Raw genomic sequence first — 18,215 nt, 5'->3', positions numbered from 1 at the left:
TTTCAATAAATGAGTAAAGCCCCACCTGGAAAGACCGCAGCAATTGTGTCCTACCTGACTATTGTAGGATCTCTGATTGCGATCAGCATGAATTCGGAACCCAAACATGGCTTTGCGCGTTTTCATACCCGTCAGGCGTTCGGTCTGCACCTTGTTTTTATTGGTTTTGGACTCTTCCTGAGTGTCTGGTTTAATGTTTATGCCTGGTATGCCCTCTATATTTTTTATATCGTATTGTGGTTCTATGGTTTTATCAGCGCACTGAATAACAAACAACAGGAGATTCCGATTCTAGGGTCCTATTTTCAAAAATGGTTCACTTTTATACCGTAATATGACTACTGCCCCGCTTTCCCTGGAACATTTAATCCGTCCGTCTCAACAAACACAAGGTAAACCCCCCGTTATTTTCCTTTTCCATGGCTATGGTAGCAATGAAGAAGATTTATTCTCTTTTGCTCCTGAACTGCCGGGAGAATTATGCGTGATTTCGGCTCGCGCTCCTATTCCCCTCCCACCCTTTGGAAATGCCTGGTATGCAATTAACTTTGAAGCTTCTCAGGGGAGATGGACTAATGTGGAGCAGGCATTGGCTTCCAGGGAACTAATCATGAAATTTATGGATGAAGCCTGTGACGCATATGGCCTGGATAAAGACAATATCACCCTGCTGGGTTTTAGCCAGGGTACGGTCTTAAGCTATGCCATCGCGCTTTCTTATCCGGAAAAAATCAAAAACCTTGTAGCATTAAGCGGGTATATTGATCAAAACCTGCTACTGGAAGATTTCAGGGAAAAGGACCATTCCAAACTCCAGGTTTACGCGTCCCACGGCCAGATAGACCAGGTTATCCCTATGGATTGGGCTCTAAAATCGCAGGATATGCTCGAGGAAATAGGTGTAAACCACATTTTTGAGGAATATCCTGTAGGTCACGGGGTTTCCCCACAGAATTTTAGTTCGTTTAAAAGGTGGCTCGAAGAAAGATTGCCCTAATTCCGCGTGTAAAGCAAGTGGTCCGTTAAAGTAAAGTCTACACTGAGATCGTCCTTCAATTCATAGTTGATCAGTAACTCTCCCCAGTATTTACCGTCCGAAAAATCGGCAATGATCCATTTGTGGTTCAACAGTTTGATCTTATTGATCTTAAAACTGTTTTGCATGCCTTCGTAAGGAACAAGGGGGTTATCTCCCTCCTGTTCATTGGTTTCCAAAAGCTTATCCGCTATATAACGGGCCGGGTCTTGTATGCCCAGGTGATCGTAATATGCCAGGGCATCGTCATTGTTTTTCAGGGAAAAGTATTGCATATCCAGCACCTGTAGCTGGCTCTGCTGAAGGCTGTCTTCGAGTTTGGACAGTTTTCCCTCAGTGGCAATGATCTGTTTTTCAAGGGTCTTTACGGTACGGTTCCCGCTGATGCCCAGGTAAAGGGCTACCAGGGCCGAAAATACAAACAGGTACAAAAAAATTCTGCTCTTCATTTAAATGGTAACTATTAGATTATCGTATGCCAAATGTACATGATCTGGTAATTCCTGCTCTACTTCATCATGAAAACCCATGTGATGGCTGATATGGGTAAAGTAGGCCCGCTCTGGCTTAACCTGCTCCACAAACTGAAGGGCTTCTTCAAGGTTGAAGTGGGAATGGTGGGGTTCTTTCCTCAGGGCATTAACCACAAGAACCTTTAACCCGTTTAGCTTCATTATCTGATCTTCTTCAACGGTCTTTGCATCCGTGATGTAGGCAAAATCACCAAGCCTGTAACCCAATACTGGCAAGCGATTGTGCAAAACCTCTATGGGCATGGCCTCCAGTTTTCCGATAACAAAAGGAGTATTCTTTTCTACACGGTTAACACTAACTGCAGGGGCACCCGGATAGCGATTTTCATCTGCAAAAATATAATCGAAACGCCTGTGCAGGCTATTAACCACCCGTTCGTGGGCGTAAATTGGGATATCTCCCTGCCGGAAAAAGAAAGGCCTTATATCATCAATACCAGCAGTATGGTCGGCATGTTCATGGGTAAAAAGGATACCATCAAGATGGGTAACCTTGTGGGTGAGCATTTGTTGCCTGAAGTCCGGACCACAATCAATTACATAATTGTAATCGTCCCAGCGAACCATCACAGATACCCGCAACCTTTTATCCCTGGGGTTTTTACTCAGGCAAACCGGGTGGGAACTCCCAATAACAGGGATGCCCTGAGATGTCCCGGTACCTAAAAATGTGATCTTCAACCGCTGGTCTATTTAAGTCAAATTTATAACTAAATTATTTAATAGATGGGCCATTCTTATTAACTTTGTCCCGAAAGACATCGCAACCTATGGCTTCAGTTTTTAAGAGGGATCCCGCATTTGAAAACATTCCTTCTACCAAAGCAAAAACCCTCCGTATCAACCTCAATCCGGATATTTATGGCTCGTTTGCCGAAATTGGTGCCGGACAGGAAACAGCCCGACATTTTTTTCGTGCCGGAGGAGCTTCCGGAACCATAGCCAAGGCCATGAGTGCCTATGACAAATCCTTTAGTGATGCGGTTTACGGTGTAGAGTCAGATGGACGCTATGTTACCCAAAGCAGGCTGAAGAAGATGCTTGCGCATGAGATGGGCCTTATGGAGCAACGCATCAGCCGGGAAGAACATCCGGACAGGCTTTTCTTCGCATATGCTAATACTGTTGCCACTATTGATTTTTCCAAACGGTACAAAGGACATGGTTGGGTAGGTATCCGTTTCCAGCTGGATCCCAAGCAAAAGGAATACGATGAAATAGTACTGCACCTGCGTTTTAAACAGAATGAAGCGCGTTTGCAACAGGAAACTCTGGGAATTGTTGGTGTAAACCTCATATACGGGGCATTCTATAAATACAACAAGCCCAAGAAGCTGCTGAAATACCTCTACGATCACATTGACCGGGACACCCTTGAAATTGACATGGTCAATTTCTCGGGCCCCAACTTCAAAGATGTGGATAACCGTCTGATGAGCCTTCAGCTTATTCGCAACGATATGACCGACGCGGTTATGTTTGGTCCGGATGGGAACAACCTGCTTCCTGCAGCTATACTTTATAAAAAGAATATCCTTGCTCTGAGGGGAAGTTTCAGGCCGGTTACCAAGGTGAATGAAGATATGTATGAGAAATCATACGATATTTTTGTCCGGGAGCAGACCGTGGAGGAGGAAAAGACCATTGTAATTTTCGAAATTACCCTTGAAAACCTGAAAACGGCCGGTGAAATTGATGAAAGGGATTTCCTTGACCGCGCGGAACTCCTGGGTTCACTGGGGCATACAGTAATGATATCCAAATTCCAGGAATACTACAAGTTAGTAGAATATTTCAGCAATTACACCAAAGCACGGATAGGATTAACTATGGGTGTTAATAACCTGGTCGACATTTTTGACGAAAAATATTATCGCCATCTCAGTGGTGGTATTCTGGAAGCTTTTGGAAAGCTGTTCTTCAAAGATCTGAAAGTGTATTTGTATCCGATGAAGAATCCGGATACCGGTCAGATCATGACCAGCAACAATGTAAAAGTTCACCCGAGGATGAAAGAACTGTACAAGTTCTTCAAGTATAACGGAAAGGTAATGGATATTATCGATTACGATCCTGAAATCATGCACATCTTCTCTCGTGATGTCCTGAAAAAGATAACCAAAGGCGAAGAGGGTTGGGAGGAAATGATCCCCGAAGGTGTGGCTCAGATCATCAAGGAGAAAAAGCTTTTCATGGGAGCCACTGTTCTGGCTGAGAAAATGCAATAAAATAAACCCTGGACATTACATCCAGGGTTTTCTTTACTATACATTTATTTACAGTATCTGTGCCGCGTGGTCCTTGGTCCTCACTTTTTCGATCACGCGTTCCACTACTCCTTCCTCATCAATCAGGAAAGTCATTCTGTGTATACCGTCATATTCTCGTCCCATAAACTTCTTAGGTCCCCATACCCCGAAAGTATTGATAACAGTGTGGTCTTCATCAGCCAGCAGGGGAAACGGAAACTCAAACTTGTTGCGAAAATTAGTCTGCTTTTGCTGGGAATCTGCACTTACCCCTAGCAATTCATAACCTGCTGCCTGAAGCTCGGCATAATTATCCCGTAAATTGCAGGCTTCGGCTGTACAGCCGGGGGTATTTGCTTTTGGATAAAAGAATACTACCAGTTTCTTCCCTTTGTAATCTGAAAGGCTAATATCGTTTCCATCCTGATCCTTGCTTGTAAACTCCGGAACTTTTTCTCCGGCTTTCAATGTTTTCATAGTGCTTTTTTTAGTTATTTTGGCAATTCTTTTTGCACATCAAAAATACAAAAATGACCAAGGCCGAAAAAGTAGCTTTTGCAATTCATACTCTGGAAAAGCTATATCCGGAAATCCCCATCCCTTTGGATCATGAAGATCCCTATACCCTGCTCATCGCCGTATTATTATCTGCCCAGAGCACAGACGTAAGGGTAAACCAGATCACCCCCTTCCTGTTTGAAAGGGCTAACAATCCCTATGATATGGTAAAGCTCACTGTCGAAGAAATTCGGGAAATAATAAAGCCGGTTGGTCTCTCTCCTTCCAAATCCAAAGCCATACACGGACTTTCAAAGATCCTTATAGACCGGTATGCGGGTAAGGTTCCCAGGGAATTGGAACTCCTGGAAGAATTGCCGGGGGTAGGACATAAAACAGCAAGCGTTGTGGTTTCCCAGGCTTTTGGTATACCTGCATTTCCGGTTGATACCCATATTCACAGGCTTATGTACCGCTGGGGATTTTCAAACGGAAAAAACGTAGTGCAAACAGAGAAAGATGCTAAACGCTTGTTCCCTAAGGACTTGTGGAATTCCCTCCACCTTCAGATCATATGGTATGGACGGGAATATTCTCCCGCCCGGGGATGGAATCTCGAAAAAGATGTTATCACCAGGACCATAGGGAGAAAATCGGTTATCAGGGAATATTGGAAAAGAAAAAAGGCCGGATAAACCGGCCTTTTTTTAGTTCATTATGGCTTCAAATACCATTTTTTTATAACGCACGGGCCTAAGAGACCTGGAATAATCCATTAAAAACTGCACCGTTTCAGGTCGTGCCTTAGCCAGTTCACAGTTACTTTTTTCGGCAGAGTAAATTTTTTCCATACGATTATAGTCTAGTTATGTTAAAATAACGCAACTATAATGGAATTATTGCTCGGGCCTAAATTATCTTCTTTTTAGGAGCTTGTCAGGACAATATTGTGGCGCTCGATAATCTTTCTCAGGTTAATAAGGGCATAGCGCATCCTTCCCAGGGCAGTGTTGATGCTTACCCCTGTATTTTCGGAAATCTCTTTAAAACTCATGTCACGGTAAATACGCATTACCAGCACTTCCTTCTGATCATCAGGCAATTCTTCTATCAATTTGGAAAGGTCGCTGTCTATCTGATCCTTAATCAGTTGCTTTTCGGCATTAAGCTTATCGTCACCAAGGACGGAAAAGATATTGAACTCCTCATTACCTTCAAACCTCGGCATCCTCTTGTTTTTGCGGAAATGATCTATGATAAGGTTATGGGCAATACGCATTACCCAGGGAAGGAACTTTCCTTCTTCGCTATAAGTTCCCTTTTTGAGGGTCTTGATAACCTTGATAAATGTATCCTGAAAAATATCCTCAGCAATATCCCGGTCCAGTACTTTGGAATAGATAAAGCTCGTTATTCTCTGGTTGTGTCTGTTGATCAGAACCTCAAGGGCCTTTTCATCCCCGCTTATGTAATCCTGAACTAAGATTGAGTCGTCGATTGGATATTCCATGATAGTATTTTTGGTTAAGGTTAATTGCCCTTTGCCTGAGGCGTAATTGATTTTCTTGTTGTTGTTTTTAAACTGATTTGGTGTCTAAATCCAGTTCTAAAGTAGAGAAATGGCCATCTGCGGTAAAAAGTATGTTGTCAAACCCCGGATTTTTGATGTAAACTGGCGTTTTTAAGAAAAACCGTACAATAAACGCAGGAAAACTGAGTTAGGCCTCAGTTCTTTACATAGGTATGCAGTCCGAATAAAAGGGGGTACAAAAAATCCCCCGTGCTGTCGCATCAGGGGATTCAGATTTCTCTTGCAGTGGGTTAAGGATATAAACCGGCTAGTTCAGGTTGCTTTCGAATGTAAGACCCTCATGTTCTATAATGTTCAAAGATTTTGAATAATCCAGCAAGAACTTAATCCTGTTAGCTCTGGTTTTAACCAGCTTGCAATTGTTTTCTTCTTTTGTGTAAATATGCTCCATAATCACTTTTGTTATATCTAAATAACGGCAGTGCAGGAGCATGTTTAATTATAGTCGACCTAAAGCTTATTAATTCGTTAAAACTATATCGTGCTTCTCTACGATCTTCCTGATATTAATCAGTGCATAGCGCATTCTACCCAGGGCAGTGTTGATGCTAACCCCCGTATTTTCAGCGATTTCCTTGAAACTCATATCCTTGTAAATACGCATTAAAAGTACGTTTTTCTGGTCCTCAGGGAGCTCTTCGATCAAATGTCCCAAATCACGGTCGATCTGATCTTTGATGAGTCGGCATTCGGCATTTAATTCATCATCTCCTATCACTCCGAAGATATTGAAGTCGCCGTTGGACTGGAATTTAGGCATCCTTTTGTTCCTCCTGAAATGATCTATAATCAGGTTATGGGCAATACGCATTACCCAGGATATAAATTTACCCTCTTCATTATAGGAACCGCGCTTGAGGGTACGGATCACCTTCATAAACGTATCTTGAAAGATGTCTTCAGTTGCTTCCCTATCCTTGACCTTGGAATAGATAAAACTGCTGAGTCTTTGGTTATGTTTGTTGATTAGAAGTTCCAGGGCGCGCTCATCTCCCTCCATGTAGTCTCGCACTAATACCGCGTCGTCGATCTGTAATTCCATACAAATTACCTTTTTTGGTTTAACATAAGTGCCTTTCAAAAACCGAAAGGAAATCAGTTATTCAGGCGTAATTCAAAAAAGTAATTGTATGTCTATAGGCGCTTTTTCTTTAGGATTTATAAATCAAATATAGAAAAATTCCTTCCTAGGAAACAAATCCCGCTATGCATTTGGTCGAAAAATTTTTCATGGCCATCCCTTCTGGTCAATGAAAGTAACATATCTTATCTTTGCATTCTCAATAAGGAAAATGGCAGCGATTAGCGAGGTAAATCCGAGGGAAAACATCATTATAAAAGGGGCCAAACTCCACAATCTCAAAAATATTGACGTGGTGATTCCCAGAAACAAACTGGTGGTCATTACTGGTCTCAGCGGCTCCGGAAAGTCGAGCCTTGCCTTTGACACCCTGTATGCCGAAGGACAGCGCAGATACGTCGAAAGTCTTTCCTCATACGCCAGGCAGTTCCTGGGAAAACTGGACAAACCCAAAGTAGATTACATCAAAGGCATTGCACCTGCCATTGCCATTGAACAAAAGGTAAACACCAGCAATCCGCGTTCAACGGTGGGGACCACTACGGAAATCTACGACTACCTCAAACTGCTATATGCCAGGATTGGAAAAACCTACTCCCCCATTTCCGGCAAGGAAGTAAAAAAACATACAGTCAGCGATGTCATTGATCATGTTCAGGGTTTTGAAAATGGACGCAAATTGCTCCTGCTGGCACCTATACATATTCCGGATGACCGGGATCCTTTAAAATCGCTCGCTTTGCTGTCCAAGCAGGGATACGCTCGCATACAGTATAAAGACCAGGTAATTCGGATTGAGGATGCACCTGAAGATATCGGGTACGATTTTTTCCTGGTAGTAGATCGAATCGTTAAAAAGGACGATGAAGATTTTTTTAACCGCCTGGCTAACGCGGTGGACAATGCTTTCTTTGAAGGTAAGGGTTCCTGTATTATTAAGGATCTGGAGACTTCCTCCTCCACAGATTTCAGCAATAAATTTGAACTGGATGGACTGAGCTTTCCTGAACCGAATGTGCATCTGTTCAGTTTTAATAACCCCTATGGTGCCTGTCCGAAATGCGAGGGATATGGCGATGTCATCGGTATAGATGAGGATCTGGTTATTCCAAACACAGCCTTGTCCGTATACGAAAATGCCATATTCCCCTGGAGGGGTGAAAGTATGAGCTGGTATCGCGATCAATTGGTGAACGCTGCATATAAGTTTGATTTTCCCATACATAAGCCCTGGTACGAATTAAGCCCGGAGCAGAAAGAGCTTGTATGGCAGGGTAATGCGCATTTTACCGGAATCAATAGTTTCTTCAAAATGCTGGAGGAAAAGAGCTATAAGATTCAAAACCGGGTGATGCTTTCCCGCTACAGGGGTAAAACCAGATGCCAGGAATGTCAGGGTAAACGACTTCGCAAAGAAGCCAATAACGTACAGATTGGCGGTGCCTCAATCTCGGGGCTCGTAGAGCTTTCCATTGAATCGCTCGCGGAATTTTTTAAAAACCTTTCCCTGACCGCTTTTGAAAAGAAGATTGCCGGCAGATTGCTTAAAGAGATTACCACCCGTCTTGATTTCCTGCAGAAAGTAGGCCTGGGATATCTCACACTGAACCGCAAGTCTAATTCTCTTTCCGGTGGGGAGAGTCAGCGGATAAATTTAGCTACTTCCCTGGGAAGCAGCCTGGTTGGCTCTATGTACATCCTGGATGAACCCAGTATTGGGTTGCATCCCCGGGATACAGAAAACCTTATTGCCGTGCTTAAGTCGCTTCGTGACCTGGGCAATACGGTTATTGTTGTAGAGCATGATGAAGACATTATGCTAGCGGCCGATGAAGTAATAGACATCGGTCCGGAAGCCGGCACGCGTGGTGGCGAAGTAGTTGCCCATGGTCCAATGTCCGAAATAGTAAAGACCAACACTCTCACCGCAGGATATCTGAACGGCAGCGAACGAATAGTGGTACCTGAAATCCGCCGCAAAAGCAAAAAGCAGATCATCATTAAGGGAGCTCGTGAAAATAACCTTAAAAATATTGACGTTACCTTCCCTTTAAATATGCTTACCGTGGTATCAGGGGTATCGGGCAGTGGCAAAAGTTCACTGGTGAAACGCCTGCTTTACCCTGTAATGCTAAAGAAACTTGGTGGTTATGGTGAAAAATCCGGTCAGCATACAGCCCTTGAAGGCGATTTTTCAGGGCTTAAAAATGTGGAGTTCGTTGATCAGAACCCTATTGGCAGATCTTCCCGATCTAACCCGGTTACCTATATAAAAGCTTACGATGAGATACGGGCCCTGTTTGCCCGGCAGAAATTGAGTAAAATACGAGGCTACCAGTCGAAACATTTTTCCTTTAATGTAGATGGAGGGCGGTGCGAGAAATGCAAGGGAGAGGGAGAAATCACAGTGGAAATGCAGTTTATGGCCGATGTGCACCTTGAATGTGACGTCTGCAAGGGCAAGCGCTTCAAAAAAGACGTTCTTGAGGTAAGTTTTGAAGGTGCGAGTATAGACGATGTACTAAACATGACCATAGATGACGCCATCTCCTTCTTTTCAAAAAATAATCAGCCCAAAATTACAGGCAGACTTCAGCCTTTGCAGGATGTAGGACTGGGTTACGTTACCCTGGGGCAGTCTTCTTCTACCCTGTCTGGAGGAGAAGCTCAACGCATCAAACTGGCTTCATTCCTGGTGAAAGGAAGCACGAAAGACAAATCCCTGTTTATTTTCGATGAGCCCACCACCGGACTGCATTTTCACGATATCAAAAAATTGCTGAAATCTTTTGATGCCTTATTGGAGCGGGGTCATTCAATAGTGGTTATCGAACATAATATTGAACTCATCAAATGTGCGGATTATCTGATAGACCTCGGTCCTGACGGAGGTGACCGTGGCGGACAGCTGATTGCCGAAGGAACCCCGGAAGAAGTGGCTCAAAACCAGAACAGTCACACTGCTCGTTACCTTCGGCCAAAACTGGGTATTGGGTAGTCTTCTTTTTCCTGGAAATACCATTTAGGAATAGATATCCCTCCTTCGAAAGCTTCTATATATTTTTTATCTACTTCATTTACAACACTTTATGTGTGTACTTCAATTTTTGGCACGCTGTTTGGTTTATACTATGCGAATGTGAATATTTCCATTCGGAACAGTTAAAATCTAATATTATGAAACATTTAGTACTCTTGATTGCAGCCCTTTTTCTTGGTGCACCGAGTACCATGGCTGCCACAGCGGATAATACTGTTACCTTGCGTAACGCTTATCGATATGACAACTCCTTTATTTTTGTTCATAATGGGATTACATTTTCAGTGTATCCGGATGGGGAGTTCGACTTTTTTATAAACGACCGTGTTAATGTATCTGCGGGTATAGGAGTTGGTCCGGCCAGCATTACTTTTAACTCCGGATTTAATTACAACCCTTTTGTACAGTACGATGACTACGGTGCTGTAATCCAGGTTGAAAATGTGCCCGTCTACTATGATTTCTATGGTAGGGTTGCCCAGATTGGCGATGTGAACATCTGGTATCGAAACGGAAGGGTAAGACGTATAGGTGGAATGCGTGTATTCTACAATAACCTTGGTGTTTATCAATATCACACAGGTTTTATAAACGTATACAACCGTTATTATGTATACCGTCCTTTCCACAGGTTCTTTGTTCGTCCGGCATTAGGTTTCTGCCTGGTTTATAACAGGCCGTACCGAAGGTTCTATCAACCAATTCGATACACCTGGTATCGTCCTTATAGGGACAATTTCAGGAGGTCTTATGCCAGGATTGGCCGTGAGTACAGGAGAAACGATCGCAGCTGGGAAAGAAGGCGTAGTGTCTATAGAAATGACAGGCGCGTAGTTGCCCGCAACGAGCGATACCTTGCAGATGGTTACAGGGTTGACAGCAGGCGATCGGTTCGGAATGACCGATACCGTGAGGATGGAAGGCGAAGCACTGCCTATAGGAATGGTGATGCCAGGCGCTCTGCAAACAGAACGGTATCCCGAGATGACCGTGCGATTAATAACGGAAGGAGAAGCACTGCCCAACGCAGCAATGAGGTAAGTCGTTCCGGAAACAAATCGGTAAATCGAAACCAGCGGAATGAGGTAGTACGTCAAAGCAACAGCAGGAGCACTTCCATACAGAGGAACCCTGCACAGAAGCGGGACGATAGAGTTGTACGGACACGTACAGTGAAACGATCTAATGCAGACAAAGGTTCACAAAAGGTAAGCCGTAGTGTTCAGAACAATCGGACACAGCGGATTGCCCCGACAAATAAAAGTTCGCGAAGCCAGGCAATAGCCAAACGGTCTTCAAGCCGAAAACCTACATACAAGGCGCCACAACGCTCAAATCGGAAAGAGGTGAGCAGGAGCCCTAAGCGAAAGGTTACTCAAAGCAAAGCGAACAGAACGAAGCGCAGCAGCACTGCAAATAGAAGCAGAAGATCATTATAGGATTAAAATATTTAGGTTGGTTAGTTGTTTAAACCCCGTAGCGGATTTGTCCCTGCGGGGTTTTTTTATTTCCTGAACCACCTACTGACAATACCATTGATGTCCTCAGATATCCTGAAGCGATAAAGTACTCCCGCATACATAATCACCATAAGTGCACTCTTCAGGATAATATTTAATATAGGGTGGAATGTGAATTGCAGTGCATGGAACAAAACACCGATAAAAATCAGAAGCCCCAGCACTCTTATGGTGTTATTGGAAAATGGAGATATCTCGAATTTTATCCAGACAAATACCAATTTGGCAATATTGTATAGAAAAACGGCAATACAGGTAGCCATGGCAGCACCGGCCGTCTGGTATAGCGGAATAAATATCAGGTTGAGTACTATGGTTGCCAGGGCAAGCAGGACGCCCATAAGCAATACGGCTCTGTAGTAGCGGGAATTGAAAAGAATAGCGTTGTTGTTACCCAGGATCGCATCAAAAACACGACTTAGCCCAATAAGGAACACAACCAGGTATCCACCCCTGTAGCTTTCAGGCAAAAAGGGATAGAGATCGGGAAGGTTTAGCATAATGAGCAAAAAGATCATACCAGCTACAATAAAAAGGGTCAGCGAGCTTTTAGTATAAAGTTTTTTCAGGGCATCATTATCACCCGTATTCAAAATCTCGGCAGTTAAGGGATAGGTAATCTGATGCATAGCCCTGGAGGGCACAGCCACCACTGTTGCAATAAATATACCTACCGTATAATAAGCTACATTTTCAATTTGAATGAACTGGTTGATCATAAAGCGATCGATCTCAAGGAGTATTATTGCCGTTGAACCGCCCAGTATAATTAGCAAGCTATAGGTCAGGATCTCACGGGTAACCAAATGCCCGCCAATCCGCAACCTCGGGAATTCGAGGGAAAAAGCAACCAGTTTCATCAGTAGTGTCCGCAATATGTACAGGCCTGCCAGGGCATTGAGGAAAAAGGAAACATCTATGATTTCGGCATATAGCAACAGCAGTAAAAGGGTAACGCCAATCCGCACAAAAACCTCTTTCATAAAATTCCCGAAGACCGACCTCATATGTACCTTGCTCCAGGCATAAAACACCTCAAAATAAGCCATGGCCATGCCAATAAGGAAAATATGCCAGACATAACCCTTAACGATCAGGTTCTTGTGGGCTAAAAAGGCTCCTATGGCTTCATTGGCCAAATAGCTCAGCAGGCCCAGGGGCAATATCATAATCAGGGGAAAAAACAGCATGCTGCCCAGGAAATAGGAAGACTCGTCATTGTTGAATCTGCTGTAGAACTTGATGAGGGTATTTGGCACTCCAAAGGCCATAACAGGCATTAGCAAGGTTGCTGTAGACAGGATTACCCCAACAAGTCCAAAGTATTCGTCTGTCAGAAATCGGGTGTAGAGAAATAGCGTATTTATCGCTCCAATGGCAAAGCCAAAATAGGTCACCAGGGTGTTCCTTGCCGATTGTCTAAATACGATTCCCATGGAGCAGCTGTGCAAGTTTACGGGTTAATTCCCTCCTGCTAAATTGAGTGATTTGGGTTTCTTTCACATTAAGATTCCCAGATTGGTATTTCTTAAACCACTCTAAAATTACCTTTTTTAAACCAGACTCTTCCTGGTAGTTGAAAACCCTGCCAGCACCGGTACTAACAAGTAGATCACCTGCCTCCCACTCTTTCGGGCCAACTGCAAGTACAGGCCGCCTTGCTGCCAGGTACTCAAAAAGCTTTCCCGGGATGATACCCCGGGTCTCCTCAGCATCAATCTCAAGGAGCAACAATACCTGTGATTTCTTCTGATATTGGATGGCCTCCTCGTGCGGTACATAATCCACCCTTTGGGTATAGGTGATAAGACCATGCTTTTCCAGGGAATCCAGCACCTCCTGACTCACTAATCCTATCAGTTGCAGCTTAAGGTGTTTGCGCATTTCGGAATTCTCCTGAAGCAATTCACCAAGTATCTTCCAGAGGTTCTCCGGGTTTCTCTTGCTCAAAAGTGATCCAATATGTGAAATAGTAAACCCGGAATCCGGAACTTCCGGTTTTTCATATCCCAGATCATAGCCATTGGTAATAACATGTACCGGTTTGGATGTAATCCCCTCAAACTCTTTTTTTGTGGTATTGCTGGTTACCAGAATCCAGTCGGCCGTATTCAACACCTGCTTTTCCATCCTCAGGTGCTTTTTCTTTGCGGCATTACCCAACTTCAATTGCTTATGATATCCTATACTGGTCCAGGGATCCCGAAAATCTGCACACCATGTTATTTTCAGTTGTTCTTTTAGCTGTAAACCAATCAGGTGCACACTATGCGGCGGACCCGTTGTGATAATAGTATCAAATGCTTCCTTCTTATGAAGTTCCTGCAGGAAGCGTATAGAAGGTTTTACCCAGAATTTACGGGCATCAGGAATAAACAGATTTCCCCTTATCCAAAGCAATAGTCGGTCCATTAGTGATTGGCGATCACTGGGAATGATTCCTGTACGGATCACGTCTGTTTTTTCCCTTGAAAAGAACCTGGCCAGCCTGTAGGGTTCAAAAATGGGACGGCGATGTACCCGGATTCCTTCAGGCAGTTCTTTTTCCAACTCCTGATCCAGGACTGGGTAGTCTGCATTAGAGGGAGTATATATTACCGGCTCTACATCGAATTCCCTAAGGTACCTGGCGAACTTCAACCAGCGTTGTACTCCCGGTCCGCCTGCCGGAGGCCAGTAATATGTAATGATCAGCACCTTTTGCATGGCTAATCTGCTTGTTCTTCTTTTCTTCGGTTTCTTATGGTAAAGAGAAATCCGGCAGCTCCAATTAAAACATAAAGCAGGGATCCCGCCAGGGCTATCTGCGAGCCTGTTTCAATCACCGTCGGTTCAAACCTGAATTCAATTTCATTTTCCCCTGCAGGTATCTCTATTGCTCTCAAGGCATAATTAACCCGGAAGTGAGGTGTTTCTATTCCATTTACATAAGCTACCCAGCCTTGTGGATAATAGAGCTCGGAAAATACTGCCAGGCCGTCATAAGCATTGGATGTGCTGTAAATCAATCTGTTTGGCAGATACCTGGCCAGGGATATATCAGCCAGTGAATCCTTTTGATATTGTTTTCTAAGAGATAAATCCGGGAATTTAGCCGTGTTTATTACCGCAGAATCCTTAACGTTCAGCGTGCTTAACTGCTGCATTTCCCGGTCCGCAGAATTCACTTCAACCAAACCTGAAACAAACCAGGCATTACCCAAAGCATCGGGGTTCCGAACTGCAAATGCACCCTCTTCACTTCTCTGTATTACATACTTGACATTGAGCATGTTCAGCATTTGAAGATTACCCTGATAGATCTGGTAATCAAATAGTTCCTGAGTGCTTCGGGGCTTAGCTGCGTGGTAACCCCCTATGGATTTATGAAAATATGAGGTCCTTGCCCCGTTGAGCCCTTCTCTGGGATCATACACCCGGAATACCGTAGAATCCTTCCTTATTTCCCTGTCAAAAGGTTGCTCTGCAAAAGGCTCGTTCACCTGGCGCTGCCTTACAAAATCATCCTCATTTACATATCTCAGGTTTACCCCTACAAGGTCCACCGCAATTAGGACCGCAAGTGCAAGTATAGCAAAGTTGTATTTTAGCCTGCCTTTTATAGACAACCAGCAGATTAGCCCAGTCAGTATTACAAAAACAAGTGACCGTATAAGGTCTTGTGTATAAGCCATCTCCCTGTCGCGCCTGATCATGGTCATGATCTCCTCCCCGTAATATTGCAGATAAGTGGAGTCGTTCAGGCCGGTAAAAGAAAACATTCCCTTTGCCAGAAACAGGGCTACCCCAGTGCCTAACAAGATTAAACCAGCGCCTTTGATTCCCCTTAACTTTTCTTTTGACGATAGCTGTTTATCAAACAATCGGGCAAGGCCTAAAACACCCAGGAGCGGCACACAGAGTTCAAGCACTACCTGTATGGAACTAACGGCCCTGAATTTGTTGTACAAAGGAAAATAATCGATCATGAAATCAGTAAGCGGGCCAAAATTCTTTCCCCAGGAAAGTACAAGCGAAAATGCAACCCCACCCAAAAGCCACCATTTTGTTTTTCCCTTTACCAGGAAAATCCCGAGAAAAAAGAGGAACAAAACAACAGCTCCAACATAAGCCGGCGCAGCTACCCCGGGTTGGTTCCCCCAATACAGTGGAATGTTGCGGGAAAAGTCCAGCGCCCTGCTCCGCGAAATACCTTGCTCAGTGAGGTATTGATATGCCTTGGATTCACTACCCAGATCTTCTGTTGAGGCACCGCCAAATAACCTGGGAACAAAAAGGTTAAGCGACTCGGCTACCCCATAGCTATATTGGGTAATGTATTCTTTACTTAGTCCAGAAACGTCTTCCTTTGGACTTCCGTCCGGGTTCATGGTTAATTCGGTAGACCCCCTGGTACTCCAGTCTGCATATTCCTTGGTTGCCAGCAAACCCGTGGCATTCATGCCGATACTCAGCAACACGGCACCTATCAGGATACCCAGGCTTACTGCAAAATGCCTAAGCGTTTTGCCCCGAATGGCATCAATAAGGTATGCCAGGCCCAGAACCAGGACCAATAACATAAAGTAATAGGTCATCTGGTAGTGATTGGCGCTTATTTCCAGTGCCATGGCAATTGCAGTTAGCAGGAATCCCTTTAAATATTTGCCCCGGAAGGTCAGTATTATGCCACCTAGCACCATGGGGATATAAGCAATGGCATGGGCCTTAGCATTGTGACCTACTCCCAGAATGATAATCATATAGGTAGAGAAACCGAAAGCCAGTGCACCCAGCACAGCCAATCGATAATCTACCTTAAGACATGAAAGCAGTATATAAAAGCCAAGGAAATACAGGAAAAGATAATCGGCCGGACGTGGCAGGAACCTGAGAACCCTGTCCAGTTCCTTAACATAATTGTGTGGGTAGTTGGCTCCGAGCTGATAGGTAGGCATACCCCCAAAAGCACTATTTGTCCAGTAAGGTTCCTGGTCGAACTGTGCCCGGAAGTCGTTTTGCTCCTTGGCCATCCCAATGTATTGTTGAATATCCGATTGGCTTATGGCTTTGCCCTGCAATACAGGATAGAAATAGGCCAATGAGGCGAGGATCAGGAAAACAAGGACAAAAAAATGAACAAATACAGATGGGATTCTTTTATTCATAGGCAGCGAATACGATACAATTTAATCGATTTCCTCGTAATCTATGTATTCTCCGAGAGATTCCTGGTTTTTTTTTCGTGTACCGGGTGATTTGGAGATGCTTACTTCACCCTCCGGTGCCTCCGGTTCACGGTGCGACTGGTATTGTCCGTACTGCTGTTGAAACCTTTGTTCCGTCTTCTTTACGGCATACTGAAAAAGCTTGGGAGCGAACCAGCGACCGAGCAGCCTTAGCAGGTAGTAAAATAATAAAACGAAGAAAAGTACCTTCAAAAATGTCATAATCTGCTGCGATATTATATCAAAAGTACAATTCCGACGTTGTAATAGCAGAATAAATGTCATAAAAATATACTAAATCGCTATTTATGGGTCGACCGTCTTTGCTGAAGCCATCATTATGGCTAACAGGGTTTTTGCTTTGCATTGCCCCCCTTACGGTAAGTTCACAATACACAGATGTTATCAATTCTAACCGCCCGGGCTTTTCTGTCAGTGCCTATGCAGTTGGAAAGGATGTTATACAGGCCGAATTGGGACTGGCATACGAAAAACAGGATCACAGCGGACTAAATACAACCTCCGGTATTTTTGGTGCAGACCTTGCCTTGCGCTACGGTTTCTTTCTGGAACAACTGGAGGTTATCTGGGAGGGTACCTTCCAGAATCAGAACATAACTTTTGAGAATTTCGGACTTGAGGAGTCAAGGACTGATTTTGCCCAGAACCGACTGGGACTTAAATTCCTCATTTTTGACCCCTTCAAAGATCCGGAGCGAAATAAACCCAATTTGTACAGCTGGAGGGCTAACAACAAATTCCAGTTTCGAAATCTCCTTCCTGCCATTTCCATTTACGGTGGGGCAAACTTTACCCTGGGCGACAATCCTTTTTATCCAGGAGATCCGGTAGTTTCACCCAGGGCCATGGTAGCCACACAAAGCAGACTAACACCACGTATGGTGCTTATTACCAATATAGCCTATGACCGTATAGGCACTGATTTTCCAGAGCTCAGCTACGTAATTTCAGTTTCCCATGCATTTAGAAATCCTAAATGGAGTGTGTTTGTTGAAAACCAGGGTATAGATTCGGATCGTTATTCAGATTTGCTGTTACGAAGCGGTATAGCCCACCTCTTCGGAGAATACTTCCAGGCAGATTTCAGCCTGGGTGCCAACTTTAAGAATTCCCCCAGTCGCATTTTTTTTACAACAGGGGTTTCCTACCGTTTGGATTACCATCAGGACCTTAAGCCTATTCAGGAACAAAAGGCTCTAAGCAAGGGCGGACTTTTCAGGAAGAACCCCAATAAGAAAAATCGGAAGGCCAAAAAGAAAGGCAGGAAAACAGGCGCAGAAGATGTGGATTTAAGTCCCAGCAAAAGGCAATTGCGAAAACTCAAACGAAATGGCGACAGCTAAGACCTTTCAGGTAGAAAAAACAGCTAACCTTTAAATTGTCCTGTCATTTTTAGTATTGCCAAATATTGCGGATATTGGCTGTACTAAATTGGAAGT

At 44.0% G+C, this 18,215-nt stretch carries 17 protein-coding genes; 7 read left to right on the top strand and 10 right to left on the bottom strand.

The window, feature by feature from the left end:
* Nucleotides 1-9: 9 nt before the first annotated feature.
* Entirely contained in the window at nucleotides 10-333 is a 324-nt protein-coding gene (locus OO016_RS07730) for a magnetosome magnetite crystal formation protein family (protein ID WP_266012168.1), read from the top strand.
* A gap of 1 nt (nucleotide 334) precedes the next feature.
* Nucleotides 335-997 carry an alpha/beta hydrolase gene (locus OO016_RS07725; protein ID WP_266012167.1) on the top strand — a complete coding sequence of 221 codons (663 nt, stop codon included), beginning with the start codon at nucleotides 335-337 and terminating at the stop codon, nucleotides 995-997.
* On the opposite strand, the gene OO016_RS07720 is transcribed toward OO016_RS07725, so the two are convergent.
* Both OO016_RS07720 and OO016_RS07715 read right to left on the bottom strand, forming a co-directional pair.
* On the bottom strand, nucleotides 994-1,485 hold the full coding sequence (locus OO016_RS07720) for a hydrolase (RefSeq protein WP_266012166.1): 492 nt from the start codon (nucleotides 1,483-1,485) through the stop codon (nucleotides 994-996). The genes OO016_RS07725 and OO016_RS07720 overlap by 4 nt on opposite strands.
* The gene (locus tag OO016_RS07715) at nucleotides 1,486-2,250 is read right to left on the bottom strand and encodes an MBL fold metallo-hydrolase (protein WP_266012165.1); all 765 of its coding nucleotides are present in this window, start codon (nucleotides 2,248-2,250) and stop codon (nucleotides 1,486-1,488) included.
* An 89-nt stretch (nucleotides 2,251-2,339) separates the two neighbouring features.
* On the opposite strand from OO016_RS07715, the gene OO016_RS07710 reads away from it, so the two are divergent.
* A complete protein-coding gene (locus OO016_RS07710; RefSeq protein WP_266012164.1) occupies nucleotides 2,340-3,797 on the top strand; it encodes a TonB-dependent receptor in 1,458 nt (485 codons plus the stop codon).
* A gap of 48 nt (nucleotides 3,798-3,845) precedes the next feature.
* Here OO016_RS07710 and bcp read toward each other — a convergent pair whose 3' ends face one another.
* Nucleotides 3,846-4,295 carry a thioredoxin-dependent thiol peroxidase gene (bcp, locus tag OO016_RS07705; RefSeq protein WP_266012163.1) on the bottom strand — a complete coding sequence of 150 codons (450 nt, stop codon included), beginning with the start codon at nucleotides 4,293-4,295 and terminating at the stop codon, nucleotides 3,846-3,848.
* A gap of 53 nt (nucleotides 4,296-4,348) precedes the next feature.
* Here bcp and OO016_RS07700 point away from each other — a divergent pair, with 53 nt between their 5' ends.
* Nucleotides 4,349-5,011, top strand: coding sequence for an endonuclease III domain-containing protein (locus OO016_RS07700; RefSeq protein ID WP_266012162.1), 663 nt, complete (start codon nucleotides 4,349-4,351; stop codon nucleotides 5,009-5,011).
* Nucleotides 5,012-5,023: 12 nt separating this feature from the next.
* Here OO016_RS07700 and OO016_RS07695 read toward each other — a convergent pair whose 3' ends face one another.
* The 3 genes from OO016_RS07695 to OO016_RS07685 form a co-directional block, all read right to left on the bottom strand.
* A complete protein-coding gene (locus OO016_RS07695; RefSeq protein ID WP_266012161.1) occupies nucleotides 5,024-5,167 on the bottom strand; it encodes a hypothetical protein in 144 nt (47 codons plus the stop codon).
* Nucleotides 5,168-5,241: 74 nt separating this feature from the next.
* Nucleotides 5,242-5,826 (bottom strand): RNA polymerase sigma factor, encoded by a 585-nt coding sequence (locus OO016_RS07690; RefSeq protein ID WP_266012160.1) that lies wholly within the window; start codon nucleotides 5,824-5,826, stop codon nucleotides 5,242-5,244.
* A gap of 541 nt (nucleotides 5,827-6,367) precedes the next feature.
* Nucleotides 6,368-6,949 (bottom strand): sigma-70 family RNA polymerase sigma factor, encoded by a 582-nt coding sequence (locus OO016_RS07685; protein ID WP_266012159.1) that lies wholly within the window; start codon nucleotides 6,947-6,949, stop codon nucleotides 6,368-6,370.
* A gap of 250 nt (nucleotides 6,950-7,199) precedes the next feature.
* Here OO016_RS07685 and uvrA point away from each other — a divergent pair, with 250 nt between their 5' ends.
* Nucleotides 7,200-9,986 carry an excinuclease ABC subunit UvrA gene (gene uvrA, locus OO016_RS07680; protein ID WP_266012158.1) on the top strand — a complete coding sequence of 929 codons (2,787 nt, stop codon included), beginning with the start codon at nucleotides 7,200-7,202 and terminating at the stop codon, nucleotides 9,984-9,986.
* Between the two features lie 179 nt (nucleotides 9,987-10,165).
* Nucleotides 10,166-11,467: a splicing factor U2AF large subunit gene (locus OO016_RS07675; RefSeq protein WP_266012157.1), complete on the top strand. Its 1,302-nt coding sequence runs from the start codon at nucleotides 10,166-10,168 to the stop codon at nucleotides 11,465-11,467.
* Nucleotides 11,468-11,532: 65 nt separating this feature from the next.
* On the opposite strand, the gene OO016_RS07670 is transcribed toward OO016_RS07675, so the two are convergent.
* Genes OO016_RS07670 through OO016_RS07655 form a run of 4 tightly spaced genes read right to left on the bottom strand, consistent with a single transcriptional unit; the run spans nucleotide 11,533 to nucleotide 16,977 of the window.
* Nucleotides 11,533-12,984 (bottom strand): lipopolysaccharide biosynthesis protein, encoded by a 1,452-nt coding sequence (locus tag OO016_RS07670; RefSeq protein ID WP_266012156.1) that lies wholly within the window; start codon nucleotides 12,982-12,984, stop codon nucleotides 11,533-11,535.
* Complete coding sequence (locus tag OO016_RS07665) at nucleotides 12,968-14,254, bottom strand: glycosyltransferase family 4 protein (protein ID WP_266012155.1); 1,287 nt, start codon at nucleotides 14,252-14,254, stop codon at nucleotides 12,968-12,970. Before OO016_RS07665 ends, OO016_RS07670 begins: the two co-directional genes overlap by 17 nt.
* Before the next feature lie 2 nt (nucleotides 14,255-14,256).
* A complete protein-coding gene (locus OO016_RS07660) occupies nucleotides 14,257-16,695 on the bottom strand; it encodes a glycosyltransferase family protein (RefSeq protein ID WP_266012154.1) in 2,439 nt (812 codons plus the stop codon).
* A gap of 21 nt (nucleotides 16,696-16,716) precedes the next feature.
* Nucleotides 16,717-16,977, bottom strand: coding sequence for a DUF4834 family protein (locus OO016_RS07655; protein WP_266012152.1), 261 nt, complete (start codon nucleotides 16,975-16,977; stop codon nucleotides 16,717-16,719).
* An 86-nt stretch (nucleotides 16,978-17,063) separates the two neighbouring features.
* On the opposite strand from OO016_RS07655, the gene OO016_RS07650 reads away from it, so the two are divergent.
* On the top strand, nucleotides 17,064-18,119 hold the full coding sequence (locus OO016_RS07650; protein ID WP_266012150.1) for a transporter: 1,056 nt from the start codon (nucleotides 17,064-17,066) through the stop codon (nucleotides 18,117-18,119).
* The last annotated feature ends 96 nt before the right edge of the window (nucleotides 18,120-18,215 follow it).

It is taken from the genome of Lentiprolixibacter aurantiacus (assembly GCF_026241225.1).
Taxonomy (GTDB): Bacteria; Bacteroidota; Bacteroidia; order Flavobacteriales; family Flavobacteriaceae; genus Lentiprolixibacter; species Lentiprolixibacter aurantiacus.
Note: the sequence above shows the minus strand (reverse complement) of the source record. Positions and strands in the feature narration are given on the sequence as shown.